Annotated in this window: 20 protein-coding genes; 6 read left to right on the plus strand and 14 right to left on the minus strand. The window is 44.3% G+C overall.

Annotated features, from left to right (window positions below):
• Window positions 1-37: 37 nt before the first annotated feature.
• A complete protein-coding gene (locus tag IE104_RS17295; RefSeq protein ID WP_189420832.1) occupies window positions 38-424 on the plus strand; it encodes a VOC family protein in 387 nt (128 codons plus the stop codon).
• Between the two features lie 46 nt (window positions 425-470).
• Here the strand turns inward: IE104_RS17295 and IE104_RS17300 are convergent, their stop codons facing one another.
• Window positions 471-1,418 carry a sugar kinase gene (locus IE104_RS17300; RefSeq protein ID WP_189420834.1) on the minus strand — a complete coding sequence of 316 codons (948 nt, stop codon included), beginning with the start codon at window positions 1,416-1,418 and terminating at the stop codon, window positions 471-473.
• A 158-nt stretch (window positions 1,419-1,576) separates the two neighbouring features.
• On the opposite strand from IE104_RS17300, the gene IE104_RS17305 reads away from it, so the two are divergent.
• Together IE104_RS17305 and IE104_RS17310 are read left to right on the plus strand one after the other, a co-directional pair.
• Window positions 1,577-3,058 carry a mannitol dehydrogenase family protein gene (locus tag IE104_RS17305; protein WP_189420835.1) on the plus strand — a complete coding sequence of 494 codons (1,482 nt, stop codon included), beginning with the start codon at window positions 1,577-1,579 and terminating at the stop codon, window positions 3,056-3,058.
• Window positions 3,059-3,140: 82 nt separating this feature from the next.
• Window positions 3,141-4,244 (plus strand): pectinesterase family protein, encoded by a 1,104-nt coding sequence (locus tag IE104_RS17310; protein WP_189420837.1) that lies wholly within the window; start codon window positions 3,141-3,143, stop codon window positions 4,242-4,244.
• A 14-nt stretch (window positions 4,245-4,258) separates the two neighbouring features.
• Here the strand turns inward: IE104_RS17310 and IE104_RS17315 are convergent, their stop codons facing one another.
• From IE104_RS17315 to IE104_RS17345, 7 genes are all read right to left on the minus strand, one after another.
• On the minus strand, window positions 4,259-5,239 hold the full coding sequence (locus tag IE104_RS17315; RefSeq protein WP_189420839.1) for a class 1 fructose-bisphosphatase: 981 nt from the start codon (window positions 5,237-5,239) through the stop codon (window positions 4,259-4,261).
• 6 nt (window positions 5,240-5,245) lie between these two features.
• The gene (fbaA, locus tag IE104_RS17320) at window positions 5,246-6,325 is read right to left on the minus strand and encodes a class II fructose-bisphosphate aldolase (protein ID WP_189420840.1); all 1,080 of its coding nucleotides are present in this window, start codon (window positions 6,323-6,325) and stop codon (window positions 5,246-5,248) included.
• Between the two features lie 57 nt (window positions 6,326-6,382).
• Entirely contained in the window at window positions 6,383-7,147 is a 765-nt protein-coding gene (gene tpiA / locus IE104_RS17325) for a triose-phosphate isomerase (protein ID WP_189420843.1), read from the minus strand.
• A gap of 428 nt (window positions 7,148-7,575) precedes the next feature.
• Complete coding sequence (locus IE104_RS17330) at window positions 7,576-10,065, minus strand: ABC transporter permease (RefSeq protein ID WP_189420845.1); 2,490 nt, start codon at window positions 10,063-10,065, stop codon at window positions 7,576-7,578.
• A 51-nt stretch (window positions 10,066-10,116) separates the two neighbouring features.
• Window positions 10,117-12,627 (minus strand): ABC transporter permease, encoded by a 2,511-nt coding sequence (locus IE104_RS17335; RefSeq protein WP_189420847.1) that lies wholly within the window; start codon window positions 12,625-12,627, stop codon window positions 10,117-10,119.
• Window positions 12,628-12,638: 11 nt separating this feature from the next.
• The gene (locus IE104_RS17340) at window positions 12,639-13,322 is read right to left on the minus strand and encodes an ABC transporter ATP-binding protein (RefSeq protein WP_189420849.1); all 684 of its coding nucleotides are present in this window, start codon (window positions 13,320-13,322) and stop codon (window positions 12,639-12,641) included.
• Window positions 13,323-13,341: 19 nt separating this feature from the next.
• Window positions 13,342-14,595 carry an efflux RND transporter periplasmic adaptor subunit gene (locus IE104_RS17345; protein ID WP_189420851.1) on the minus strand — a complete coding sequence of 418 codons (1,254 nt, stop codon included), beginning with the start codon at window positions 14,593-14,595 and terminating at the stop codon, window positions 13,342-13,344.
• Between the two features lie 185 nt (window positions 14,596-14,780).
• Between IE104_RS17345 and IE104_RS17350 the strand changes: the two genes are divergently transcribed.
• Both IE104_RS17350 and IE104_RS17355 read left to right on the plus strand, forming a co-directional pair.
• Window positions 14,781-16,157, plus strand: coding sequence for a sigma-54-dependent transcriptional regulator (locus IE104_RS17350; RefSeq protein ID WP_189420854.1), 1,377 nt, complete (start codon window positions 14,781-14,783; stop codon window positions 16,155-16,157).
• Window positions 16,147-17,490 carry a sensor histidine kinase gene (locus tag IE104_RS17355; protein ID WP_189420857.1) on the plus strand — a complete coding sequence of 448 codons (1,344 nt, stop codon included), beginning with the start codon at window positions 16,147-16,149 and terminating at the stop codon, window positions 17,488-17,490. The genes IE104_RS17350 and IE104_RS17355 overlap by 11 nt, the downstream gene beginning before the upstream one ends.
• Window positions 17,491-17,557: 67 nt before the next feature.
• Here IE104_RS17355 and IE104_RS17360 read toward each other — a convergent pair whose 3' ends face one another.
• From IE104_RS17360 to glnA, 5 genes are all read right to left on the minus strand, one after another.
• The gene (locus tag IE104_RS17360) at window positions 17,558-19,048 is read right to left on the minus strand and encodes a methyl-accepting chemotaxis protein (RefSeq protein ID WP_189420860.1); all 1,491 of its coding nucleotides are present in this window, start codon (window positions 19,046-19,048) and stop codon (window positions 17,558-17,560) included.
• Window positions 19,049-19,326: 278 nt separating this feature from the next.
• The gene (glnG, locus tag IE104_RS17365; RefSeq protein WP_189420863.1) at window positions 19,327-20,748 is read right to left on the minus strand and encodes a nitrogen regulation protein NR(I); all 1,422 of its coding nucleotides are present in this window, start codon (window positions 20,746-20,748) and stop codon (window positions 19,327-19,329) included.
• A 1-nt stretch (window position 20,749) separates the two neighbouring features.
• Entirely contained in the window at window positions 20,750-21,808 is a 1,059-nt protein-coding gene (gene glnL / locus IE104_RS17370; RefSeq protein ID WP_189420864.1) for a nitrogen regulation protein NR(II), read from the minus strand.
• Between the two features lie 157 nt (window positions 21,809-21,965).
• Window positions 21,966-22,589 (minus strand): DUF4124 domain-containing protein, encoded by a 624-nt coding sequence (locus IE104_RS17375; RefSeq protein ID WP_189420867.1) that lies wholly within the window; start codon window positions 22,587-22,589, stop codon window positions 21,966-21,968.
• 22 nt (window positions 22,590-22,611) lie between these two features.
• A complete protein-coding gene (gene glnA, locus IE104_RS17380; RefSeq protein ID WP_189420870.1) occupies window positions 22,612-24,012 on the minus strand; it encodes a type I glutamate--ammonia ligase in 1,401 nt (466 codons plus the stop codon).
• 130 nt (window positions 24,013-24,142) lie between these two features.
• On the opposite strand from glnA, the gene IE104_RS17385 reads away from it, so the two are divergent.
• Complete coding sequence (locus IE104_RS17385) at window positions 24,143-24,331, plus strand: hypothetical protein (protein ID WP_189420873.1); 189 nt, start codon at window positions 24,143-24,145, stop codon at window positions 24,329-24,331.
• 27 nt (window positions 24,332-24,358) lie between these two features.
• Here IE104_RS17385 and IE104_RS17390 read toward each other — a convergent pair whose 3' ends face one another.
• Window positions 24,359-26,428: a sensor histidine kinase gene (locus IE104_RS17390; RefSeq protein WP_189420876.1), complete on the minus strand. Its 2,070-nt coding sequence runs from the start codon at window positions 26,426-26,428 to the stop codon at window positions 24,359-24,361.
• Between the last annotated feature and the right edge of the window lies 1 nt (window position 26,429).

Here is a 26,429-nt window from a genome sequence, read left to right on the forward strand (position 1 = left end):
GTGTTTTTAGTGTAAAACTTTTAAGGTCGATACCTTTATGAAGATTGAACATTTTGCAATAAATGTTGCCGATCCCGTCGCCATGGCCGACTGGTATGTGAAAAACATGGGTATGACCATTGTGCGCAAATCAGATAGTGCGGCCCTGACACATTTTTTAGGCGATAACAGCGGTCAGGTAATGGTGGAAATTTATAACAATCCGCCCGATCAAGTGCCCGACTATGCGAGCATGAATCCATTGTTGCTGCATCTTGCGTTTGTGTGTGAAAACCCGACGCAAAAGCGTGCTGAGCTGGAAATGGTTGGAGCTACATTTGCAGAAGAAGTACATATTAAAGATGGTTCGCATTTGGTGATGATGCGTGACCCATGGGGATTGGCAATTCAGTTATGTAAACGCGGAATTCCAATGCTTAAATAAAAAAGCCGCGTTTAACGCGGCTTGTTAGTAGAAGTAAAAGCGGCCTCTAAGCGCCAAGTTCTTTATCAAAAACAGATCTTTCAATAACCGCACCGCGATGGCGAATAATAATGCCGGCGCAACGGATGCCTTGGCGAGCAGCATCTTCAGCCGATGCATTTTGCAAGCGCGCAGCTAAATAACCTGCGTTAAAGGTATCGCCAGCGCCAGTTGTGTCAATTACATTCGCAACAGGCGGTACAGGAATATGAACTTGTGAATTGGCAGTAATAATCACGGCATCTTCAGCGCCGCGTTTTAAAATTAATTCGCACAAATTGCAATTGGAGTAACGAGCTTTGCAGCCTTCGATGGTGTCGTCGCCCCAGAGTAAAAGTTCGTCATCAAGAGTCAGGAGCGCAATATCAGTATGTTGCATGATTTGTAGCATGGCTGCTTGAGCTTCTTGCTTGTCGCGCCATAAGCGCGGGCGATAATTGCTGTCGAAGGCAACCGTAACACCAGCGGTGCGAAGTTGCTGCAAAACCTTGAGCAGGTGCTGGCGTGATTGCTCGCCAATAATAGCGAGGGTGATGCCACTTAAATAAACGCAATCGCATTGTTTAAGCTTTTGAAAAAGTGCTTCGCTATTTTCGGCAGTAGAAAACAATTCGCGGGCAGGCGCCTCTTTGCGCCAGTAAAAAAATTCGCGTTCGCCATCAGCTGTATTACGAATAATGTACAAGCCTGGTGAGCGACCGGGCAGGCATTGGATCATGCCGGTACCGATGTTTTCATCGCTCATGCGTTGCATAATTGTATGCGAATAGGTGTCTTCACCAAGATTGGTTACATAATCTGTTTGCAATCCAAGGCGTGCCATGTAAACAGATGTGTTGTAAGTGTCGCCTGCAAATGAGAGGGCCATGATGTCGCGATTTTTTGTTTCAGGAGTGTCAATGGGAAAAGGAGCAAGCTCCACCATGACTTCGCCAATCGCTGCTATGTGTGCCATATTAAATTCCGGTTGAAAGATCTGGTTGATAAATAGATAAATTATTTTATAAAAAGTGATCAAAATATATCACTGAAAAAATTGAATGCCCAGAATTATTTTTGAATTAAAAAATCAACTCAGTTGAATTAACGTTTTACATTATTGCGGAAATTATTATGAAAAGATTGAATCAAACGAACCTTGCTGCTTTGCCTGCAGATGTTATTTTGCCGAGCTATGAACGCAGCAGCCTGAAAGCGGGAATTGTGCATTTAGGTATAGGTGCGTTTCATCGTGCACATCAAGCGTTTTATACCGAAGCTGTGTTAAATCAATTCGGTGGTGATTGGGGAATTATAGGTTGTAGTTTGCGTTCGCCAAGCGTACGTGATCAGTTGGCACCGCAAGATGGTTTGTATACCTTGGTAGAACGCTCTGGTGATGGTGAAAAATTACAATTAATTGGCGCTGTTATTAAAAATTTGGTGGGCCCGGAAAATCCCGCAGAATTAATTGAAGTGATGGCGCAACCTAGCATCAAAATAATTTCCATGACCGTTACCGAAAAAGGTTACTGCCATGATCCGGCAACCGGAAATTTAAATATTTTGCACCCGGATATACAGCATGACCTTGTTAATCTGGATAAGCCAAAGTCTGCTATAGGTTTTATTGTTGCAGCACTAAATGCGCGTTTTAAATCTGGAACAAAAAGCTTTACTGTATTGAGTTGCGATAACTTGCCTAATAACGGTGAGGTGTTGGAAAAAGTAGTAAATCAATTTGCAGAAAAAGTATCGCCAGAGTTGGCGAAATGGATTCATGCTAATACTTGCTTTCCTTCCACCATGATTGACCGTATTGTTCCTGCGACTACAGATGATGATCGCCGCGATATTGAAGCACGTATTGGTATGCGCGATGAAGGTGTGGTTATTGCCGAACCCTTTAGTCAGTGGGTTATTGAAGACAAATTTTCCGATGGCCGTCCGCAGTGGGAAAAAACTGGCGCACTTTTGGTTGATGATGTGCGTGTATTTGAAAAAATTAAATTGCGCTTATTAAACGGCTCTCACTCTATTATGGCTTACACGGGTTATTTATCCGGTTTCGACTATATTAGCGAAGTTATGAGTGAGCCTGCATTCGTCAATATGGTGAAAACCTATATGGCGCGCGAAGCTGGTGAGACAATTAATGCTCCTGCTGGTTTTGATATTGAAGCTTACAAGCAGCAATTGCGCGATCGTTTTTCCAATAAGGCGCTCAAGCACCGCACTTGGCAAATCGCTATGGATGGCTCGCAAAAATTGCCGCAGCGTTTATTAGAGAGCTTGCGCGCACAATTAAAATCCAATGGGCATATCGATATTATCGCCTTGGGTGTGGCAGCCTGGATTCGTTATATTTCTGGTGTGGATGAAAAGGGTAATGCAATCGAAGTATCTGATCCCTTGGCTGCTGAATTGCGTGCGCTATGTGATGCTAACTCTGGTAATGCAGAGGCTACTGTGCGCGCCATAGTGGGCTTGCCAAAAGTATTTGGTGAAGACTTGATTCACGAAGAAATATTTATTGCGAATACGATTGGATGGTTAGAAAAGTTTTATGCCCAAGGCGTTCTCAAAACTATTCAAAACGAGTTTCCTGCGAGTTAGTGATCGTTGCTGGCTGGGTTTTGGGCAATGAACCCAATCCCTGCCAGCCTTTTTAAAGTTATTCCAGTTGAGGGAAATGGTCATGAGAATAATATTTTTGCTTTTGGCAATATTAATACAAGTCTCTTGTTCATCCTCAAATACTGCTTCCCAAAATGTTAATGCTTCCGGCAGTGCTCAGGTAAAATCGTCCTGCAATAATAATCCTCATTGCTTTGAAAAAATTCAAGCTGCTATAGATGCCGCTCCGCAAATATCCACAAGTCCTTATCGGATATTTATTGCCGATGGTACCTATCAAGAAAAACTCATTATTAACAAAAATAATATTGAATTGGTTGGGCAATCCTCATCTAAAACTCGAATTGTCTTTAATGACTATGCCGGTAAGGAAGTATCCCCCGGTAAAAACTTAACCACACCAGGCAGTGCGACTCTCACGATAAAAGCTACGGATATTCGCTTGCAGAATTTAACCATAGAAAACAGTTTTGATTTTTTAAAAAATGATGCATTGCCAAGTGATAGTCCGCAGAAAGTAAATGGTAGCCAAGCTGTTGCCTTATTTATTGATGCGCCGAGCGACCGCGTGCTGGTCCGCAATGTCACTATGCTGGGTTATCAGGATACTTTATTTGTTAATTCCGGTCGTAGTTGGTTTGATAAAGTGTTGATTGCAGGTAATGTGGATTATATTTTTGGTAACGGCAATGCGTTATTTACACAGTCTGAAATTAAAACACTTGCACGCGGTAAGCCAACAAGTCCACATGGATTTATTACGGCGCCTTCTACGCAAATTAATTCTAAATATGGTTTAACATTTTTAAGCTGTCGTTTAACGCGCGACAACTCTGTTCCGGACAGCGCGGTTCCCCTTGGGCGTCCCTGGCATCCTACAACTCAATTTGCAGATGGTCGTTATGCGGATCCTAATGCGATTGGAAAAACAGTATTTGTGAATACCTGGATGGATGCGCACATCACTGCCGATGGTTGGTACAGCATGGGTGGTTCAACAAAAGAAGGCGGCAGAATAAATTTCCTGCCAGAAGATTCCCGTTTTTTTGAACATAAAAGTACTGGGCCGGGTGCAATTATTAACGATAAGCATCGTCAGTTAAGTGAGCAGGAAGCAAAAGAAATCACCCGGAAGAATATTCTGGGTGATTGGAATCCAAAATAATGAGCTCGTAATAATTATTGTAAATAACCGAGGCAAGCTTCCACTTCATTGGCAGAGCCCATAATTACCGCTACGCGCTGATGTAAAGCGCTAGGTTCTATATCCAAAATCCGTTGCGATTCATTGAACGCTTTTCCGCCTGCATTTTCCACCAACATAGCAATTGGATTTGCCTCATAGAGCAAACGTAGTTTTGCGGGCTGCTTTGCGTCGCGCGAATCAGATGGATAAATAAAAATGCCGCCGCGTATTAATACGCGATGCATATCTCCCACCATGGATGCGTTCCAACGCATATTAAAACGCTTATTACGTTTTCCAGTTTCACCCGCAATTAAATCGGCAATGTAACTTTGAAAAGAAGATGCCCAAAAACGTTGGTTCGCCATATTCACTGAAAATTCCTGCGTGTCTTGTGGAATGCTCAATGTTGGGTTGGTTAATAAAAATTGCTGGCTGGCGGTATCCAACGTAAAGCAATGAGTTGGGCCGCCAGTGCTAATGACCAATAAAGTAGATGCACCGTAAAGCACGTAACCCGCACAAACTTGTTGTGTTCCGCGTTGCTGAAATTGCAGCGCGCTATTAGTGGCTACATCATTGCGTGCGGGATAAATGGTAAAGATAGTTCCAATTTGCCCGTTCACATCAATGTTGGATGAACCATCTAACGGATCAAAGGCAACTACATATTTTCCATTTTTATTGCCTGCAACAACATCATCCTCTTCTTCTGAGGCGAGTGCACGAACCTGCTCATTGCTGAGCAGGGCATCCTTAATTAATTGGTTGGCAATAATATCGAGCTTCTTTTGGGTTTCGCCCTGAACATTTTCATTCTGGGTTGAACCCAAGACGCCTGCAAGTGCGCCTTTATTGACGCATACAGCAATTTCCTCGGTCGCATCCACAAGATTGTGAATCAAGGATAGTAATTCCGCATTGGCGCCATCCTCGTCCAATACGGAAGCTAATGTTTGTTCAGTGTTTTGCATATGGTACTACCTGTACTGATTAACACAATTAAGGTCGGCAAAAGATTGGTGCAAACGCTTTACCATTGCTTCTTCACTTTTGCGCAGCCACACGCGCGGATCATAGAATTTTTTGTTGGGTTTATCGTCGCCATTGGGATTGCCTATTTGGCCTTGCAAATAATGTTGATTGCTTTTGTAGTAGTCCATTACGCCTTGCCAACTGGCCCATTGAGTATCTGTATCTATATTCATTTTTATGACGCCGTAGCGAATCGCTTCAGCAATTTCTTCTGGTGCAGAGCCTGAACCACCGTGAAATACAAAATCCAAACTATTGTGCGCCAAACCAAATTTTTCACTTACGTAAGTTTGCGAGTTTTTAAGAATAGCTGGTGTCAATTTCACATTGCCAGGTTTATACACGCCATGCACATTTCCAAAAGATGCTGCGATCGTAAATTTATTGCTGATAGTGCTTAATGCTTTGTATGCACGAGCAACGTCTTCAGGTTGTGTGTAAAGTGCGGAGCTATCGATGCCCGTATTGTCTACGCCATCTTCCTCGCCACCAGTGCAACCTAATTCTATTTCCAATGTCACGCCCATTTTGCTCATGCGTTCTAAATAGCGTGCACTGATATCAATGTTTTCATCCAGCGATTCTTCCGACAGGTCTATCATGTGTGAACTGAATAGCGGTTTACCCGTTTGCGCGAAATGCTTTTCGCTAGCGTCAAGCATGGCATCAACCCAGGGCAACAATTTTTTCGCCGCGTGATCTGTGTGCAAAATAACTGGCACACCATAAGTCTCGGCAACTGTATGAATATATTGAGCCGATGCAATCGCACCTAAAATGGAACTTGTATGGCCTTCCAACTTCACGCCTTTGCCAATAAAAAATGCCGATCCATTGTAAGAAAGCTGAACAATCACTGGAGATTTAATGCTGTGAGCGGCTTCCAATGTTGCATTAATTGAATTAGATCCTGCAACGTTAACAGCTGGATAAGCAAAGCCTTGTTGCTTGGCGAATTGAAATAGCACTTGCACTTGGTCGCCAGTGGCAACACCGGGAGCGACTAGATTGGCTAAAGAGTTCATGATGAGTATTACCTACAGTTGATATAAAAATTTTCATTTTTTTCACTGTATTGATGCTCATACCATTGCCTGTTCGGATACTTGTTCGCAAATTGCGAGAAAGTGCCCTGGGTCTAAACTGGCGCCGCCAACAAGCAGGCCGTCTATGTCTTTTTGCTTTAGTAATTCTGTTGCATTAGTTTTATTTACACTGCCGCCGTACACGATGCGCACGCGGTCGGCAATTTCTTCATTGTACAAACGAGTAAGTTCAGTGCGAATAAATTGGTGAACTTCTTGCACCATATCAGGTGTAGCGGCAAGACCTGTTCCTATTGCCCACACAGGTTCATAGGCAATACAAATATCTTTGCCCGCCAAGTCAACTGTATTTAAACCTTCACTCAATTGGGTTAATAAAATCGCTTTGGTTGTGTTAGCGGCACGCTCTTCTTGCGTCTCACCAATACACAACACGGGCAGCAAACCGTGATTAAGCGCAGTTTGCACTTTAACCTGGCAGCCAAGATTATTTTCTGCAAACATAGCGCGACGTTCTGAATGCCCAATGATGCAGAGGGAGCATCCGGCTTCTTTCAGCATTTGCGCAGAGGTCTCACCGGTATAAGCACCAGATTCATAACGGCTTACATTCTGGCTGCCGATGCGCAATTCAGAATACTGCAAAAAAGTCAGCATATCGCGCATATAGAGATAGGGCGGACACACCACAATATCGGTTTCAAAATGTTTGCCAATAAATGAAGCCACCGATGTACAGATCAGATCTATACCACCATTCAGTTTCCAATTTGCGATCACTATGGGTCTACGCGCTTTCATTCGTAACTCTCAATTATTGGCGACACAGTCACCAGCAAAAAATTCGGGGGCAAATAAGCCCGTAATTGCCATGGGCAATTTATACATTAGTACATAAGTAGCGGTTTTGGGCCGATACAGCCTGTCACAGCTGCGGTAGGGACGCGAAATTTCACATTAGGCCGAGGGGCGGTATGTGAGTCTATTGCCAATAGTTGGATGATTTTTTTACTTTGAAAAAATACTACACGCTAGTTTGGGTTGGTGCAACAGAGGGTGATAATAATTTGCTAAAAAATCGCTGCTAATGAGGAAAATATTTCTATTTTTGTTGTGAAAACGGTATACATATTTCGACTAAATTTGCGTAACCGTTTTCATTTTGAGTGATAAAAACAGCCCTTGGAGAGAGGGTTAAAGGGTGAAATCTATAGGCTTTTGAAGCGGAACTACTCCTCTCGTAAAGCATTTGCAGGTTTGGCGCGCGCAACGCTGTAGGCTTGTCCGCCTACCGTTAACCACGCAATGGCAATCGCCAGAATGCCTGCTGTCAGGCAGTAAAAGGGCCCCCATAGCCATAGATCAATTCGTTGGCTAAAGTTTTCCAGCCAGCGATTGATAACATAGAGTGCGATAGGCCAGGCGATAAGATTCGCAAGCACAATCGGTTTGGTGAATTGCCATAACAGCAGTCGCACAATGTTGTTAATGGATGCGCCGTGAACTTTGCGCAAACCAATTTCTTTGATGCGTTTTTCCGCTGCAAAAGAAGCGAGCCCATAAAGTCCCAAGCAGCTAATTAGCATTGCAAGCGTGGCACAAGCGTAAGCAAATTGGGCAATTAAGATTTGGTGTTTGTATTGTTCCTGAATTACTTCATCCAAAAAAACTTCACCTTCAGGTGCGGCCCCAACAACGTTTTTGCAAATTTCCTTAAGCCGCGTAACTAACATTCTGCGATTCATATTTGGGTCAAAACGAATACCTAGAGAGCCATTCTCGGAACTCCATCCGTCGGGAGCTCGCATTAGTATTAGTGGAGCGGCGGGTTTATTTAAATCGCCAAAATGTAATTTGCTGGTCACACCAATAATAGTGGCGACGGTAGGTTGTGGCGAAAGGTTGAAAGTTAGTGTCATTCCTATTGCTTCCTGTGCCGAGGAAAATCCAAAGCCTTTTAGCGCCTGTTCATTAATGATGATATTGGGCCTGTTGCCATCCTCTTCTGGTGGCACAAAGTATTTTCCGGCTATTAATCTAATATCAAACAAACGAAGCTCATCCACGTTGTGGATAAGATTAATAAGTGCCGGGCTGGAATCCTCGATTTTTTGTTTTGAACTGTGAACAGTTTTATATTCACTGAATGTTCCGGGTAGTAATGGCGCCGCCTTGGTAGCCGCAAATACTCCGGGCTCCTTCAAGATTTTTTCTTTGAGGTAATTAATAGTTCCTTTATTGGCTACTAAACTGTTATCGACGAGAAAAACAATGTTTTTGCTTTCATAGCCAAGATCTGTATTTAATACAGAATGTAATTGAGTTGCCATTATTCCAACGGAAACCAGCATGGACGAGGAAATAATAAATTGGAAAATAACCAATAAATTTCTAAATTTAATACTGGAAGATGTTTCGTGTGATTTATTCGCTTTTAAAACTGCCGCAGGGCGTATGCGTGATAAAACTAGCCCCGGGTAAAATCCGGTAATAAAACCCAGGCTGAGCGTTGTACATAGGATGAGGGCGAGCAAACTAAAATCTGTAAAGTATTGAGTTTCTATGTTGATACTGAGGTTGGTGTTCAGCCAGGGTAAAAGTGGTTCTAAAATAATGAAAGTAAGCACTAATGCACATAAAGAAGATAGCAAAGATTCTACTAAAAACTGCGTAAGTATATTTCTCCGCTCCGCACCTAAGGTTTTTCGCAATGAAATTTCCTTTTGACGTCGCGAAAACTTTGCTGTTGCAAGATTAATGTAATTTACAGCAGCTAATACAAAGATAATGACAGCCAGGCTATAAAGAATTGTCATTCTTTGACCTTGCTTTTCTGCACCAAAACCTTTCATGTGCATATCTTTAATGTTTACTAATGTAAAACTAAATTCTTCACTATTTTTCTTGGATTCGCCTCCCCCCATGGGGGGTAAATCTTTATCCAGAAAGTTGGCTAGCTGAAAGTTAATATCGTTTACGTTCGCATTATTTTTTAATTTTACGTAGGTTGCACTGAAGTCCTTCATGAAAAAAATGTTGGGGTCGTCATGCTGGATTGGGTAGTTGCTATTAACAATAACATCCATTGGGCCTCGTAAGCTCGTGCGCTTTGGCGAGTCCGCAACAACGGCTATTACTTTATATATTGGGTTAACAGGAATATCTTTTTGGCTGGGCACATAGGAATTTGAATTTATCTCTATCGTTTTTCCAATAGGGTCTTTTTCGCCAAACAATTTTTTGGCTGTACTTTTTGAGAGTATGAGCGATTGCTTGTCGGTGTAGAATCCCTTGGTGTCACCCTGAATGGCTTCCAAAGAAAAAATATTGATGATGCTAGGTGTTATATAGCTAATGTGCTGTCCGAGGCTATTTTGAGCTTTATCCTTTTCATTTATCAGCTTTACTTTTCCGTCTACAGTTGCGATGTTGCCGATATATTCGACGTCACTTAATTTATCCTGGATTAATGTCATTTGGCGTAAGCTGGATATGGTGTCCAGCTTTACCGGTGTGGCGCGAGCAATGAATACTTGCTGTAGCTCAAATATTCTATCGCCATCTTTCCATTGCTTATCCCATGTGAGCTCGCTGTAGTTGACGATTAATATAACCGTGGTAGTTGCCAGGCCTATAACCAAGCCTAAAATTGCTACTAGCGATTGCACCTTATTTTTAATTAGGTTGCGCAATGCAATTTTCAAATAATTATGAAGCATGCCTTTCTCGTTAACAAAAATGAAAAATTAGATTAAAGCGAAAAATAATTACTATTCTTCCCTTAATGCATGTACAGGCTTTTCGCGTGCAACCAAAAGCGCTTGACCACCAACGGTGATCCAGGCAATTAACAGCGCTGCCAAGGCAGATATTAAGCAAAAAACGGGACCCCATTGCCAAATATTAATGCGATTGATAAATTGCTCTAGCCAACGAGAGCCTGCATAAAGCGCAATTGGCCAGATAACAATGTTGGCGAATAAAACCGGCTTGCTAAATTGCCACAACAGTAATCTGACGATATTTGAAATGGACGCTCCATGCACTTTGCGCAGTCCGATTTCCTTTCTTCGATTATTGGTTGCATGTGTTGCAAGTCCATACAAGCCTAAGCAACTAATAAAAATTGCTATGCCAGTAAACATATAAACAAAACGAGCAATTAAATTTTCATTTTTGTATTCATCGGCAATTGCATCTTCAATAAACCAAGTATGAGGCATGTAGCCTAAAGATTGCTTCCAAATACTTTTGATGCTTTCTGTGATTGCTTTTCTATCATTACCTTCGTAACGGAGAGCAAATCCTATTGGCATACCTGTACTGCTAATTGGCCAGAAAAAGCAAGGAGCGTCGGGGGCATTGAACGAACCAATGTGAATTGCTGCGGTTACTCCTACGATGGTCATTTGCATTTTGTAAGTACGGCTATAAGCAACATAGATTTGTTGATTGATAGCGTCTTCGGCATTTTTGAAGCCTAGTGGCGCAAGCGCTTGCTCATTGATATAAATTTTGTTCTGTATTGCGGATCTGTTTTCGTCCGTATTTACGGGGGCAGAAAAATATTTACCTGCAATGAGTTTAATATTAAAAACTTTCAAATCATCTGGCCCGGCCAACTGGGCCTGTTGAAGTCCGATAACTGTGCTTGGTGCATTCCCTTGTCTTGAAACAAGCATCTGTTGACCGTACTTTCCCGGGAGCGAAGGCATGGCCAGCGTTACTAATTGCACACCGGGTATTTTGGAGATTTGATATTTAATGTTTTCAACACTTCCACGATTGGCTGCGCTTAGTGCTGAATGAGTGGCAAAAATAATGTTTTTAGTTTGATATCCCGGATCTAGCGTCTGAGCCTTATGCATTTGTGTCGCTATGATAGAAACGCTGGTAATCATAACGCCGGAAATAATAAATTGGCTAACAACAAGGCCTTTGCGAAATCTAATGCTAGTTAAGGATTCAAGGGACTTGTTGGATTTCAAAGTGGCAGCCGGATTGAATTGCGACAGATAAAAACTTGGATAAGCTCCTGACACTAATCCAACTGTCAATGCCATGGTAAATAAGTATCCAAGAATTTGAGGGGCATAGGTATAACTTATTTCTATATCGAGATTAACTGTGGATTTAAGCCATGGAATGCACAGTTCTATACAGATTAAGGAAATTAATAATGCCAAAATGGCGATTAATAAGGACTCACTTAAAAACTGATGAATAATATTTTTCTTTGACGCGCCAAGAGTTTTACGTAATGCAATTTCTTTTTGCCTGCGTGAATAGGCTGCCAGTGCGAGATTAATATAATTAATACTAGCCATTAAAAGAATAATTGCAGCTAAGCCAAACAGCATCCAAATTTTTTCTATCTGTCCGGTAACATTTGATCCTTTTAGGTGAGCATCTTTAATATTTAAAAAGCTAACAAGATGTATTTCACTGGATTTTTTGCCATTTACAAGAGGGGAAGATGTAAACTCATCTTGCAACTTGGGCAATCTATTTTGTATTTTTAATATATTCGCATTTGGCTTTACTTTTACATACATAACTAAGGCTTGGCTGAAGGCAGCGCCTTTACCCGGTTCAGGTGTTGTGATTTTCTGAAGATGAATGAAAATGTTTTGGCGCAAAATACTGGTTTTATATGGGCTATTGGCTATTACAGCAGCAATTTTAAAATCTTTATAAGTCGTGGGTCGGCTATTCGCTTCGGCGGGATGTATTTCAGAAAGCACTAAATTCGTTGTTTCTATATTAATTGTTTTTCCAATGGCGCTTTCTCGTCCAAAAAGCTTTTTCTCTAATTCTTCTGTGATAACGGTAGTTGATTCATCTGTATAAAAATCTTTTAAGCTTCCTTTAGCTATTGGGTAATTAAATATCTCGAAAAAGTCGTTATCCACGGCTGAAGCGTATTCTTGAAATTCTTCATTATTGTTAGTTCCATTTCTTATGATTCTTACTTTTGTTTCATTTTGATTTTGACGGGAAATGTGTTCAATCTCGGGAATTTTTTCCTTTATTATTTCGTAAATGTCAGTGTATACAAATGGCGATTTTCGATTTTCATTCTGGAAATTAACCGTTGATTCTATTTGAAAAATACGATCGCTATTTTCCCAATGGCGATCGTAATTCATTTCCGTATAGTTAATTATGATAATAATTGCGCTTGCTGCAAAACCTACAGCCAAACCTATTATGGTTAGTGCAGAGTGAATTTTATGCTTAAGCAGGTTGCGTAAGGTGGTTATTAAATAATTTTTAAACATTCTAAGTTCCTTTACGCCACCGAAAGTTGGCTTTGTGCTACTACTTTTCCATCAAACAAATTGATTCTGCGTTGTGCGTACTCAGCATGTTCCGCTGAGTGAGTTACCATGATTATGGTGGAACCTTCCTGATTTAATTTTTTCAGTAGCGACATAACCTCTTGGCCGCGCGCAGAATCGAGGTTTCCAGTAGGTTCGTCAGCAAGAATAAGTTTTGGGTTGGCAACTAAAGCTCGGGCTACGGCGACGCGCTGTTGTTGGCCGCCGGAGAGCTGGCTGGGCATATGTTTTGCGCGGTGTTGGATTTCCATTTTTTCGATAACGGCTTGCACGCGTTGTTTGCGTTCGGCAGCAGAAATCTTGTGATAAAGCAGAGCTAGCTCTATGTTCTCAAAAACATTTAATTCATCGATCAAATTAAAGCTCTGGAAAATAAATCCAATGTTTTGTTTGCGAATTTGGCTTAACTTGGCTTCCGGGTATGCTGCAATGTTTTCGTTATTAAATTCGTATTCGCCGCCGTCAGGGCTATCTAACATGCCAAGAATGTTTAACAATGTTGATTTTCCGCAACCAGAAGGCCCCATGATGGCAACAAACTCACCGGACTTTATTTCAAAGCTCACCTGGCTTAGAGCCATAGTTTCAATTTCATCGGTGCGAAATATTTTTTGAATGTTGTTAAGTTTTATCATCGTGTTATTCCTGCTATTTTTATTGGTTAATATTAAGTCGGTCTATATCGACGTAACTGGTGTAGGGGCTGGTAATGACTTGTTCGCCTACATCTAGCCCTTCCAACACTTCGATAAAATGAGTGTTTCTTCTGCCCACGCGAATTGTTCGTCGTACAGCCGTTTTTTTGTCGGATGCGACAACGAAAATCCAATTACCTCCGGTTTCTTGAAAAAACGAACCATTGGGAATCAAACGTGCGCTTATGTTTTCGCCTAGTTGCAAGCGCATTTGTAATGTTTGGCCTCGATTTAAGTTTTTGGGTTGATCTTTACGAAATACAAAATCTACGCGAAATTGCCCGTCCTTAACTTGTGGGTATATTTTTTTAACTTCAAGCGTATAAAGCTTTTCATCAAATGTCATTTCTGCAGTCTGGCCAATAAAAACGCGTGACATATAAAACTCATCTACAAGCGCTGCCAGCTTAAAATTTACCGGATCATCAATTTGGCCAAAACGCTCGCCGGGCTTTAGCGATTGACCAATCTCCACATCGAAAGCGGTAAGTCTGCCGCCGATAGGTGCTTTAACATTTAAACTATCCAAATTTTCACGCGTGAACTCCAGATTGTTCGTCAAATTTTTAACGGAGTCCCCAATCTGTTTCATTTGTGCTTTTTGTAATGCCTGGTCGATTGTGCGGCTTTCCAGTTCCAAGGCCTGTTTCTTTTTTAAAAACTCCAGCTCATCTTGTTCATCATCTAACTCAGATTTTTTAACATAACCCGATTTGCCCATGCCTAGTTTGCGATTGTGTGTACGTTCTTTGATTTTAATTTGATAGCTCAGCTCATTGAGTGCACGTTTGTGTTCCAGCTCTGTGCGTACCAGTGACAGCTCAAGGTTTTGCATGTTGTTAATCTGCTCACTGACCTGTGCTTCGCGGCCTATGGAATCGAGTTTCAATCGCGCATTCGAAATGTCGACAATAGGTTGCCCTTCGCTGACCTCAGCGCCATCTTCCAAATGGATTTTCTCCACACGCCCGCCTTCAATTGCATCCAGATAAACCGTGCGCAGCGGAATGACCTGACCGCGTAGTGGCGTAAAGTCCTCAAATATCCCCTGGCTTACGCTGGCGATTTGGATGCTTTCACCGGCGACTTGTAGCGTCTTGCCCCCGCGCGGGATTGCTACCAGCCAGAGTGCTGCAAGCAGGGCTATGCCAATCCCTATGCTTAAAGGTTGACGCAGGCGTTGCCAGTTTGTTTTGGTTAAAGGTCTGTCCATTGCAATCTTCGTGTTTATTTTCTCAGTACATTGCAATCTCGGGGCCAGCTATATTTGTTTTTTAATTTCAATCACTTACTTAACTTTTGCCGATCTGCTTTATGTTGAGGTGTCCGTATTCGTACACTTGTTGTTCGTATTCGGACGAATTAAACTCCCCTGAAATTGTGTTTCCGGGTGGTTTTATGGCGAAGATTGCAGGGCATATTTTGGTTGTGGACGATGATGAGGACATCTTGCTATCGGCACAGCTCCTGTTGAAACGGCAATTCGATAGCGTCAGTCGCCTGGTCGACCCTACCGGATTGCCGGACTTTTTGGCGAAGCAAGTTGTTGATGTCGTCTTACTGGATATGAACTTCACCTTGGGTGATAACAGCGGAGAAGATGGCTTTTACTGGTTGCAACAACTGCAACAGAAATTCCCGCATCTCGTCATTGTGCTTATGACTGCCTACGCCGGTGTTGAACTGGCGGTGAAGGCGATAAAGGCAGGGGCGACGGATTTTGTGATTAAGCCGTGGAGTAACGAAAAGTTAATTGCAACTTTGCATTCTGCGTTTGAATTGGCGCAATCACGCAAAAAATTATCCTCACTTAGCGCCGAAAATTCCGCGCTCCGCGATGCGTTAAATTCAAAGCAAGAATATTTTATTGGTGAGTCCCCCTTGATGCGCGAGCTGATGCAAAAAGCATCGCGCTGTGCGCCCACACAAGCCAATGTATTAATTCTGGGCGAAAACGGTTCCGGCAAGGAATTGCTCGCGCGCGAAATTCACGCTCAATCAGCCCGTGCAGATAATATTTTTATGGCAATTGATATGGGCGCAATTTCCGAATCTCTATTTGAATCTGAATTGTTTGGCCATAAGAAAGGTGCCTTTACTGGCGCTCAAACAGCGCGTGTTGGACGATTAGTTGCAGCGAACGGCGGAACATTATTTTTAGATGAAATTGGCAACTTGCCCATGCACTTGCAAGTGAAATTGTTGCGAGTGCTTGAGCAGCGGCAGGTAATTCCTGTTGGGGATGAAAAGCCTATTCCACTGGATGTTCGAATTATTGCAGCGACCAATGCACCCTATACAGATTTGACTGACGAAACACTATTTCGACAGGACTTGTTGTATCGCTTGAATACGGTAGAGCTCACCTTGCCACCTTTGCGCCAACGGCGCGACGATATTCCTCTATTGCTTGATTATTATTTGGGTGTCTATGCGCAAAAATATCAACGTAAGAAACCAAAAATATCCCGCCTGACATTGGATGCGTTAACCGCTTATGATTGGCCTGGTAATGTAAGATCGCTGCGTCATGCGGTGGAACGTGCCGTGGTTTTATGTCATGGTGATGAATTGCATGAATCTGATTTTGCGCTTTCGTCTAGGACTAAAACAGACGCTCCTGCACCAAAAAATATTTTGCATTTGGAAACGCTAGAGAAAAATGCCGTCGCTGAGGCTTTAAAAAAATACGACGGTAATATTTCGCAAGCTGCAAAAGAATTGGGGCTGACAAGAACAGCCTTATATCGAAGGATGGATAAATATGAATTATAAATCCTTCAGTTTAAATATCGTGATAAGGCTGCTACTCATTTTATTGAGTATGGCGGGGTTTATTCTTTTAATTCAGAAAACTAGTTTTTGGTTGAGTTGTGCTGCCCTATTTGTGATTTTGGTAATTCAGCTATGGCGATTGTTGATTTATATTGAAAAAACCCATGCGGAAATCAACCATTTTTTTGAAGCTATGGCTGCAGATGATTTCACCCGCGATGGCTCAAAAAAATTCGACACGGAAACTGCCAAGGCGTTGTACAAGAATATCAAGCGTGTGCAGGAACAGTTTCAGTCGCTGCGACTCAAGCATGAGGAATTGATCCGCTATTATGCGGTGCTTCTTGAAAAAGTACCTGTCGCCATTTTGATTGTTGATGGTGAAAATTTGCAGCTCGCTAACTCAGCAGCGCAAAAATTATTTCAGCGCAGCCATCTGGAGCGTGTGGATTATCTTCACCAATTTGGACCGCAATTGGCGCAGGATGTAAAAGCTATTCAGCCGGGGGAGCAGCGTCGGTCGCAATTGCAGCTGCATAAAACGACTACGTCGTTAAGTTTGTCGGCGTCGAGTATTCTGTTATCGGATGGGCTTAAAAAAATCGTCAGCTTAAATCCAATCCAGCGCGAATTAGATAAGCAGGAAATGATGGCATGGCAAAATCTGGTGCAAGTATTTACTCACGAGATTATGAATTCCATGACGCCAGTGGCGAGTCTCAGTAAAACGGCAGCGGATTTATTGGCAGATGTTGATGAAACATCCTTTGTGAAATCGCAAGAGTGCATAGCGGATGCGCAGCAGGCTATCAATATAGTTGGGCGTCGCGCCGATAATTTAATGGGGTTTGTGCAGGCCTACAGGCGCATTGCCAATCCGCCGCAGCTGCAATGTGAGCCGCGTGAGTTGATGCCCCTGCTCGCGGATGTATGCCAATTGTTTGGTGAGCAGGGGCAGGCTAAAAAAATTCAGCTGAAATATAAAGTTACGCCGGAAAATTTGGTGCTTAATGCGGATTTTATTCAGCTTGAGCAAGCCTTGATTAACCTTTTAAAAAATGCGGTTGAGGCAATTGAGGCGGGTTCGAACGGCGAAATAATGTTGCAGGCGTACATTGGTGATGGTGGCAATGTCATTATTGATATTGCCGATAATGGCTGCGGAATTGCGAGCGATAAACTGGAGCAAATATTTGTGCCTTTTTATACTTCGAAGCGTGAAGGCACAGGTATTGGATTGTTTTTAGTAAAGCAAATCATGCAGGCGCACTTGGGCTCCGTATACGCTACTCAGGCAGAAAAAGGCGGTACATTAATTCGTTTGATTTTTTAGCAAAAATAAAAAAGGCTCCCCCGTTTATGTGGGGAGCCTGATAATGTTGGGGGAATTGAAAAGCTAATTACAATCTAAAGCTGTTCAATTCTTTTTGCAGTTCAGCACTTTCCTGAGTCAATTGGCTACCGCTTTGGTTAACAATTTGCGCGTTCTCGGAAACTTTTTCAGAGAGCGCATGAATTGCAGTAACGTTTTTACTAACTTCATTGGCTACCGAACTTTGCTGATGTGATGCAGTTGCAATTTGGTGGTTCATGTCATTAATTACGCTGATGTTTGAGCGAATCTTATCAAGCGCGCCACCTACTTTAGAGGCGGTTTCGATAGTGTCGCGCGCAGCGGCGGTACTGGTATTCATTGCTTGATGTGCTTCATCGGCGGCGCGTTGCAGCTGCACAATAATCGATTCAATTTCTTCGGTAGATGAACGGGTTTTTTGCGCAAGCGAACGAACCTCATCAGCTACCACCGCGAAACCGCGGCCCTGCTCACCCGCACGCGCAGCTTCAATTGCAGCGTTCAATGCGAGCAAGTTAGTTTGTTCTGCAATGGTACGAATTACTTCCATTACTGAACCGATATTGACTGAATTGTTTTTCAAGACTTGAATTTTCTGAGCAGTTGATTCGATTTGATTAGTTAAACGATTTACGTTTTCTAACGAGCTATTAACGATCTCGTTACCTTGTTCTGCCAATACACTGGTAGCGTTGGTGCGCTCAGCAGTATCGCCAGCGTGGCGTGCAATTTCGTTCGCAGATGCAGACAATTCTTCTACCGCAGTTGCAACCAATTCAATTTCGCGCAGCTGTTGAGAGGTAGAGCTTACAGTGCTTTCAGTTGCGTGTGACATAGTAGAAACATTGTGGCGAACTTTCTCGTTCACGTTTACAACGTTGCGAATAATATGTGCGATATGTTCAAGTACGCGGTTAAAGTTGTGTGCCAGTGCGGCCACTTCATCGCGGCTGTCAGTAGAAAGTCTTCTGGTTAAATCACCACCACCATCAGCAATGCTGGAGAGCGAGCGAGTTACTTCCGCTACAGGATTCAATACTAATTTTTGCATTAACAAATAAACAGCGATAAGGCTGGCGAGTAATAAACAAGCCACCACTACGATGTTGTTAATAGATTGGTTGCGCAAAGTTGCTTGCATGGCGCGCTTGGAAAAGGTGATGTCGTAGCTACCGATTTTGGCGTTGTTATAACTAATTTCTACGCCTTGGGATGTAACTTGATTTTCGCTCTTGTCATCATCTTGTGCTTTCGCGAGCACTTGGCCGCGGTGGTCAACAACAGATACTGATGTAATCAGATCAGTGTTCACTAAAGATTTTGCAATGGCTTGCACTTGGTCGAAGTCGTAGGCAAATACAGCTTCTTTAATGGATGAGTTGGTCAGCTCAATCATGGCTGCCTTATCAGCATCGAAATTACTTTCCAGCTTGCTATTGGCGAACTGGTAATTAACTACCGCGACTGCCAAGGATATGGCAACCATAGTGACAAACAAGGTTGCCATGAGTTTTGTTAGTAATGATTTTTGTACCATCGTGTCCCCCGACATGCTTAAACGTATTTTGGATGTATCACAGGTTAGCGGCCTGACTTATCCAAGCTTTAACGGCTACCTGTGTTTTAAATTATGGAATGATCTTAAATCGTCACTCAGGTGCGTTTACTGAGTATAGATGCGGTTTTCTTATTGTGTGTCAAATAGCGTAAAGAATTTAATCAGACAAATAATTGCGGGGGGAGTGATTGATTTAAGGCAGGTTGAAGGCTAGGGGAGGGGCTCTGACACCGCAGGGGTGTCAGAGTTGTAACAGGTTAATCTTCGTCGTTACCGCCGGCCATGCCCAAATCTTTGAGCTTGCGAGTTAGGGTATTACGGCCCCAGCCCAGCAAGTTGGCGGCATCGCGCTTGCGACCGGCAGTATATTTGAGTGCGGTTTCGATGAGTGCGCGTTCAAATGTAGGTACAGCTTCGCTGAGTAATTGGTGTTGGCCTTTTGCCAGGGCTTGGTCTGCCCAGTGACGCAAAGCGCGCTCCCAATCGTCTGCTGGCGCGCTGCCTTCCTTATGTTCAAGCAATTCGGGCGGCAGGTCTTCCACATGAACTTCACGACCAGAAGCCATGACCGTAATCCAGCGGCAGGTGTTCTCCAGCTGACGCACGTTGCCTGGCCATTGCAGGCTGCAGAAGTAATCTTCGGTTTCCGGCAACAGAACTTTGGTATCTACGTTCAATTCGGTCGCTGCTTTATGGAGGAAGAAGCGCGCTAGCTTGGGAATATCTTCGCGGCGATTCGCCAATTTTGGAATGTGGATACGAATAACATTCAGGCGATGGAACAAGTCTTCGCGGAAGCGGTTGTCGGCTACCAAGGTTTCCAAGTTTTGGTGGGTAGCGGCGATGATGCGCACATCCACCTTCACCGGCGTGTGGCCACCAACACGGTAGAACTCGCCATCGGCCAAAACGCGCAACAAGCGGGTTTGGGTTTCAGCGGGCATATCGCCGATTTCATCGAGGAACAATGAGCCGCCGTTGGCTTGCTCAAAGCGACCTTGGCGCTGTGCTGCAGCTCCCGTAAAGGCGCCTTTTTCGTGGCCGAAGAGTTCGGATTCCATCAAATCTTTGGGGATCGCCGCCATGTTCAGTGCAATAAAAGGCTCGTTGCGGCGTGGGCTGTGGCGATGCAGTGCGCGCGCTACCAGCTCTTTACCAGTACCTGATTGGCCGTTGATTAACACGGTAATATTGGATTGTGACAAGCGGCCAATCGCACGGAAAACCTCTTGCATTGCTGGCGCTTCACCGATGATTTCGGTGTTGGCATCGAGCTCGGCTACGACTGGTTGGTCGCTCTTTTGCTCTTGCGCATGGGCCAGGGCGCGTTGGGTCACAGCGACAGCATCGTCCACGTCGAAGGGTTTGGGCAGGTATTCAAAGGCGCCGCCTTGATAGGCTGCTACTGCGCTGTCGAGATCCGAGTGCGCCGTCATAATAATGATCGGAATGTGCGGGTGGGTGTTGTGCAAATTGCTTAGCAACACCAAACCATCAGTTCCCGGCATACGGATATCGCTAATAATGGCGTCGGGCGTATCACGGTTCAGCTGGCCGAGGGCGCTGTCACCTGAGTCGAAAACGCGAGTTTCAATATTGGCCGATTGCAGGGCCTTCTCCAGCACCCAGCGGATTGAGCGATCATCGTCGATGATCCAAACCTTATTAGACTTCTGCATGTTACGCTTCCATTGGTAGGTAGAGTGAGAAACGGGTTTTGCCCGGCTCACTGTGGCACTCGATGAGGCCGTTGTGTTGATGTATCAGGTGTTGCGAAATCGTTAAGCCCAGACCAGTGCCTTCGGCGCGCCCAGTGATCATTGGGTAGAAAATGTTTTCAATCATGTCCGCCGGAATACCGGGGCCGTTGTCGATAATGTCGATGCGGCACACTAACGGATGGTGTTTGCGGCCGATGGTGTATTGGCGTTGGATGCGCGTACGCAACTGAATCACGCCGTTGGTCATTCCTGCTTCCAGCAGGGCTTGCATGGCGTTACGCAGGATGTTCAGGCACGCCTGAATAAGCAATTCTTTATCGCCCATGATATTGGGAATACTGGGGTCGTAATCGCGCACTAACTTAAGCGCGTCATTGCTTTCCGCTTTGATGATGGAGGCAACGCGCTCCAGAGCTTCATGGATATTTAATTCTGCCCATTTCGGCAATTGGTTGGGGCCGAGCATGCGGTCAACCAGATTGCGCAGGCGATCCACCTCATCAATGATGATATTGGTGTATTCGGTCAGGTTTGAGTGCGGCAATTCGCGCGATAGAAGTTGCGCCGCGCCGCGAATTCCGCCCAGTGGATTTTTAATTTCGTGTGCCATGCCGCGAATTAAATTGCGGGTGGTTTCATGTGATGAGGTGACCATTTCGTCGCGGCTGATACGTAGCAGGCGATCTATAGGTTGAATCTCAATAATCAGGCCTTCCTGCTCGCCAAACGGAGTTACTGTGTAGTCAACTGTGATATGGCCGTTGTGGAGCAAGCGCCATTCGGCATGGCGTTTGGTGTAGTGATTGGCTTTGCTAGCTGCAAGTTTGAGCTGTCTTTCCGTCTCTTCAGTTTCAAAGAAGAAATAAGTGATAGGTTCGCCGCGATTGGTTTCACAGCTCATTGCCAAGAGCGCCTCAGCCGCTGGATTCATATGAATCAGCAGAAGGTTGTTATCAACCAGAACTATGGCCGTGCTTAAGCTATCGAGCAGGGGCTTGTAGATATCGCGGTCAGTCAAGTCGCTTCAAACTCCAAAATGCCTTGGGAAGGTGCAGTTGCTTTGATGCAAAGAAATGCAAAAAGCAAACCAACTGCCACAAAGCCTGAAATTGGGGCGTTTCAGCGTTCTATTCTAGCGAATCTAAATTTTAAGCGCCTCATTTTGGTGCTTGGCGTTATTTCTTGGGCACGGGTGGGGGAGTACGCTTTATTAAAGGGCGCATCACAACGAAGGTTGCAGCTTTTGATTGGGCGAGCTCATTGCCGTCCCTATCCACAACGGAAACCTTGACAGAATGTTCTCCGCGTGGAGGTTCTACAAGGGTATATGAAAGCTCAGCAGTTTTGATTATTAGGTTTCCATCCAGTTTATAAGCCAGGATATCTTCGTTTTGAAGGGCCCGATTCAAGGTAACCGAGATGGTTACGGAGCGTTCATCTGGAAGCAATGTTTTGCCGTTTTCTGGTGCAAGGAGATGGAGCTCATAGTCCAATGGATCAATTCGTGGGTTGGGGGGAATATAGGCTGGTGCAGCTGGCGGTGGTGGTGTCGTATTAAGGCTTTTAAGCTCGATCGGCTTCGCATTAGTGTTTGGAGGGGGGGTATCACTAAAGGTGACTTTGCCATTTTTATCCACTGTTTTATAAATCTCGGCACTCGCGAAGCTGGAGACCAGGCAGATAAATAAAAAAGCTAGGTAAGAAATCATTCGGGGCATATTCAGTATCTCAAGAGGTTTACCCAAAAGATTACTCGCCATCGCCAAAAAGAAAAAGCCCGCAGATGCGGGCTTTCTCACAACTCGTATCAACTTTCGCTGATTACACGCTGTAGTAGAGTTCAAATTCTACTGGGTGCGGAGTCATGTTAACGCGTTGGATCTCGCCTTTCTTCAATTCGATGTAAGCATCGATGAAGTCTTTAGAGAACACGCCGCCTTTCAGCAAGAACTCGTGGTCAGCTTGCAAGTGAGACAAAGCTTCTTCCAAAGATGCACACACTTGTGGAATCTCTGCTTCTTCTTCTGGCTCTAAGTCATACAAGTCTTTAGTTGCTGCTTCACCTGGGTGAATCTTGTTCTGAACGCCGTCGATACCAGCCATCAAGAGTGCAGCGAAGCACAAGTATGGGTTAGCAGTTGGGTCTGGGAAGCGAGTTTCGATACGTTTTGCCTTCTCACCAACGGTGTAAGGAATACGGATAGAAGCAGAACGGTTACGCGCAGAGTAAGCCAACATTACTGGAGCTTCGAAGCCTGGAACCAAGCGCTTGTAAGAGTTGGTAGAAGCGTTACAGAAAGCGTTCAATGCTTTAGCGTGCTTGATGATACCGCCGATGTAGAACAGAGCAGTCTCAGACAAACCAGCGTAAGCGTCGCCTGCGAATTGGTTTTTGCCATTCAAAGAGAAAGACTGGTGAACGTGCATACCTGAACCGTTATCGCCGATTAATGGCTTAGGCATAAAGGTAGCAGTTTTGCCGTATTGGTGAGCAACGTTGTGGATGCAGTACTTGAGGATTTGTACTTCGTCCGCTTTCTTAACCAAAGTGTTAGCGCCTACGCCGATTTCACATTGGCCAGCGTTAGCTACTTCGTGGTGGTGAATTTCAATTTCCAGGCCCATAGCTTCCATAGCGTTACACATAGCGCCACGGATGTCGTGCAATGAGTCTACTGGAGCAACTGGGAAGTAACCGCCTTTGATGCGTGGAGCGTGGCCGTGTTTACCTTCAACGTCGTCACCTGACGACCAAGCAGCTTCTTCAGATTTGATTTTGTAGAAAGCGCTACCCATTGAGCTGTTGTAGTGAACGCTGTCGAAAATGAAAAATTCTGGCTCTGGACCGAACAATGCTTTGTCGCCCAGACCAGTTGATTTCAAGTACTCTTCAGCGCGCAAGCCGATAGAGCGTGGGTCGCGGTCGTAACCTTGGCCAGTAGCTGGTTCAACGATGTTGCAACGAATATTGATAGTAGCTTCGTCGTAGAATGGATCCAACACAGCGGTTGAATCATCAGGCATAAGGATCATGTCTGAATCGTTGATGCCTTTCCAGCCAGCAATAGATGAACCATCGAACATCTTGCCTTCAACGAAGAAGTTGTCATTCACAACGTGAGACGGGAAAGTAACGTGTTGTTCTTTACCGCGGAAGTCGGTGAAACGCAGGTCAATCCAGCGCGCTTCGTGTTCTTTGATCAGGTCTAAAGTCTTAGACATTGAATGCCTCCAAGTGTTTATAGCTTTATTGATTTAGCTAAGGTCAGTGAAATTTTTCCCGCTTTCATCCGCCGCTCATCCACTTGCAATGAGCGGGCGAGGTTAGGGTGTTCGAAAAGGGGCAAAATATATGCCATCCACCGAAAATAGCAACAAGTCTTTAAAAATAAGGGCTCGGAAAAACAGCTATTTTGTTGAGGGCACCAAAGTGGTGCTAAAGATGGTGCATTGGCATCATTATGGTGCATTTTGCGCTTTTGTGGTGCATCTTGGATTTTGTTGTGTGGTCAAAAAGCGCTCATTTTGGTTTCGCGAATAAAGGGGATGTGGGAGGTGTATAGGCGTTTCAGTGCTGTTGCTTGGTGTAGGCTGAGCGCCCGCGTTGAAGACTAAGAATAAAGCTCACGCCATCCACAGTGTTCTCCACAACAATAGTTCCCCCCATTTTCGCCATATAGGTTTTCGCTACAAAGAGACCTTGGCCGCGGTTGCCATTGGCCGCTGAGTCAGGTTGGTCGGATACGCCGTATTCAAAAATTTTATCTATCAAGCTTGCGTCTATCTGCGGCCCTTTATTGTGAATAGTGAAGCTTGCAAGGGTTTCGCTAGTGGTAAGGTTTATGGTGATTGCTGTTTCGTGTGCTCGGTAGCGTTCGGCGTTGCGCAATATATGTGTGACTACATCTTCTAAAGAATACTCATCGGCGCGCACCATAACGGCGGTTGCAGGGCCGATAAATTCGACCTTGGGAATGCCAACGCAAGGCGCGTTTTCCGCTATGTTTCGCATAAAGTTCACCAAATCAATTTCGGTCACTTGTAAGGTAGTTGACTGAAATGCTTCGCTGGGTGAGGCGCTGCCGTAAAGTACGCGAATAGCCTGTTGCATGCGTTGAATGTAGCGATGGCTTTGGTCGTCGGTGTTATTGTGTAGCGCCATTAAAGATTGCAGCGGCGACATAATTTCATGGCCGACTGCATGCCACATTTCTTTTTCTTGCTCAGCGCGAATAGCTTCGCGTTCTACATCTTCTTTTACGCGGCGCAATAAATTATGCAAACACGTGGCGAGCACGCCAAGTTCATCGTTATTACGTAAATCATTGACATCGAAGCGCTCCAATCCTTTTGCGCCCATTACTGTTTTTGAAAGTGCGTCTGCACGTTTTGTCAAAATAGTAATGCGGCGAATGATGCGAATCTCTATTAATAACCAGGCGAGAAAAAGCGCAATCAACATGGCGCCCACGAACCAGGAGACACGGGTGGCGACCACGCTTAATGTTTTGCTAACACTGCGTAGGTCTCCGGTTAGCGCAATCTCATAATTGTTTAATGGTGTGGTAATTACCTCACGGCTAGCGAGAGGTTTATCGTATTCGTTTACCGGTAGATGGCGAATAAACTTTGTTAATAAATTCCATGACTCATCTGCTTGCTCAATCGCGCCAGTTAATTTTACCAGTGTACGATCATCGCCCAAATTTTTGATTTGCAGGGTTTCACCCGGCAATAGAAGATTTTGTAAATCTGTTAGTGAGAAGGGAACTGAGGTTGTTTTGTGCCGGCTATCAAAAATAGGTATATCACTATTGGGTGCGAGTACTTGCAGTTCAACCTGAATTTGGTTGAGATCTTCTGGCGGCCATACAGGTTTGCGCTTTTCAAATAAAGCTTCTTGAAACGCTGCTATAGGCAAGCGCAAAGAAAAGAAAGCATCTTTTAAACAAGTGTCTTCAGTCTGGCCGGGTTGGGCGCAGCTCGCCTTTTGCCAAATCCAACCGCGAAAATCACGTTCAGGTCTTGCCCCTTCTTTGTCAACATTACTTGCTAAAAACCCGGTTAAGCGACCGCGTGCAGCCTGGGCAGGACTGGTGAGCGGTTCTTCTTCAAATAATGCGACCCAGCTATAAGTTTGGCCGCGCAGTGATACACGTACTTGTACGCGGTGTGCGAGTGAAAATATTTGTTCGCGCCGTTTGTGTGAAACCAGATCTTCGCTAACGAAATTACCTGCGACATAAATATAGCCGCCTGCCCAAGGATTGTTGCCAATACCTACACAGAGCGATCCTTTGTCTCCATATTGTAGTAGGCACCCCGACATAGCGATGGCTTGTTGAACTTTACTTTGATCGTCAAAATCCAATGCAGAGAAAGGTAATAGTAGAGGATGCAGTTGTGCACTTTCGCCAGTGGCAGGTGGATTTAGCAATGCCATTTGCCCGGTGGGATGGCGCAGGGTAGCTGAGATTTGTTGCTGTGTTTTTTTAAAGTTAATTAAGTAGTTGTCGTAGCTAAGTTGTTTTTCCTGTTGTAGCAGCGATGCTGCCAGCGCTAGAGTCGATAAGGCTAATAATAAGAATGCGCCACGAAAAACCAGCCGCAACCTATAGCGAGCTAACCACGCGAACATG

The organism is Cellvibrio zantedeschiae, from assembly GCF_014652535.1.
Taxonomy (GTDB): Bacteria; Pseudomonadota; Gammaproteobacteria; order Pseudomonadales; family Cellvibrionaceae; genus Cellvibrio; species Cellvibrio zantedeschiae.

Excerpts from the sequence above, each read along its gene's own strand:
- IE104_RS17295 (WP_189420832.1), top strand. The coding sequence starts at position 38 with ATGAAGATTGAACATTTTGCAATAAATGTTGCCGATCCCGTCGCCATG.
- IE104_RS17300 (WP_189420834.1), bottom strand. The coding sequence starts at position 1,418 with ATGGCACACATAGCAGCGATTGGCGAAGTCATGGTGGAGCTTGCTCCT.
- IE104_RS17305 (WP_189420835.1), top strand. The coding sequence starts at position 1,577 with ATGAAAAGATTGAATCAAACGAACCTTGCTGCTTTGCCTGCAGATGTT.
- IE104_RS17310 (WP_189420837.1), top strand. The coding sequence starts at position 3,141 with ATGAGAATAATATTTTTGCTTTTGGCAATATTAATACAAGTCTCTTGT.
- IE104_RS17315 (WP_189420839.1), bottom strand. The coding sequence starts at position 5,239 with ATGCAAAACACTGAACAAACATTAGCTTCCGTATTGGACGAGGATGGC.
- fbaA (WP_189420840.1), bottom strand. The coding sequence starts at position 6,325 with ATGAACTCTTTAGCCAATCTAGTCGCTCCCGGTGTTGCCACTGGCGAC.
- tpiA (WP_189420843.1), bottom strand. The coding sequence starts at position 7,147 with ATGAAAGCGCGTAGACCCATAGTGATCGCAAATTGGAAACTGAATGGT.
- IE104_RS17330 (WP_189420845.1), bottom strand. The coding sequence starts at position 10,065 with ATGCTTCATAATTATTTGAAAATTGCATTGCGCAACCTAATTAAAAAT.
- IE104_RS17335 (WP_189420847.1), bottom strand. The coding sequence starts at position 12,627 with ATGTTTAAAAATTATTTAATAACCACCTTACGCAACCTGCTTAAGCAT.
- IE104_RS17340 (WP_189420849.1), bottom strand. The coding sequence starts at position 13,322 with ATGATAAAACTTAACAACATTCAAAAAATATTTCGCACCGATGAAATT.
- IE104_RS17345 (WP_189420851.1), bottom strand. The coding sequence starts at position 14,595 with ATGGACAGACCTTTAACCAAAACAAACTGGCAACGCCTGCGTCAACCT.
- IE104_RS17350 (WP_189420854.1), top strand. The coding sequence starts at position 14,781 with ATGGCGAAGATTGCAGGGCATATTTTGGTTGTGGACGATGATGAGGAC.
- IE104_RS17355 (WP_189420857.1), top strand. The coding sequence starts at position 16,147 with ATGAATTATAAATCCTTCAGTTTAAATATCGTGATAAGGCTGCTACTC.
- IE104_RS17360 (WP_189420860.1), bottom strand. The coding sequence starts at position 19,048 with ATGGTACAAAAATCATTACTAACAAAACTCATGGCAACCTTGTTTGTC.
- glnG (WP_189420863.1), bottom strand. The coding sequence starts at position 20,748 with ATGCAGAAGTCTAATAAGGTTTGGATCATCGACGATGATCGCTCAATC.
- glnA (WP_189420870.1), bottom strand. The coding sequence starts at position 24,012 with ATGTCTAAGACTTTAGACCTGATCAAAGAACACGAAGCGCGCTGGATT.
- IE104_RS17385 (WP_189420873.1), top strand. The coding sequence starts at position 24,143 with ATGCCATCCACCGAAAATAGCAACAAGTCTTTAAAAATAAGGGCTCGG.
- IE104_RS17390 (WP_189420876.1), bottom strand. The coding sequence starts at position 26,428 with ATGTTCGCGTGGTTAGCTCGCTATAGGTTGCGGCTGGTTTTTCGTGGC.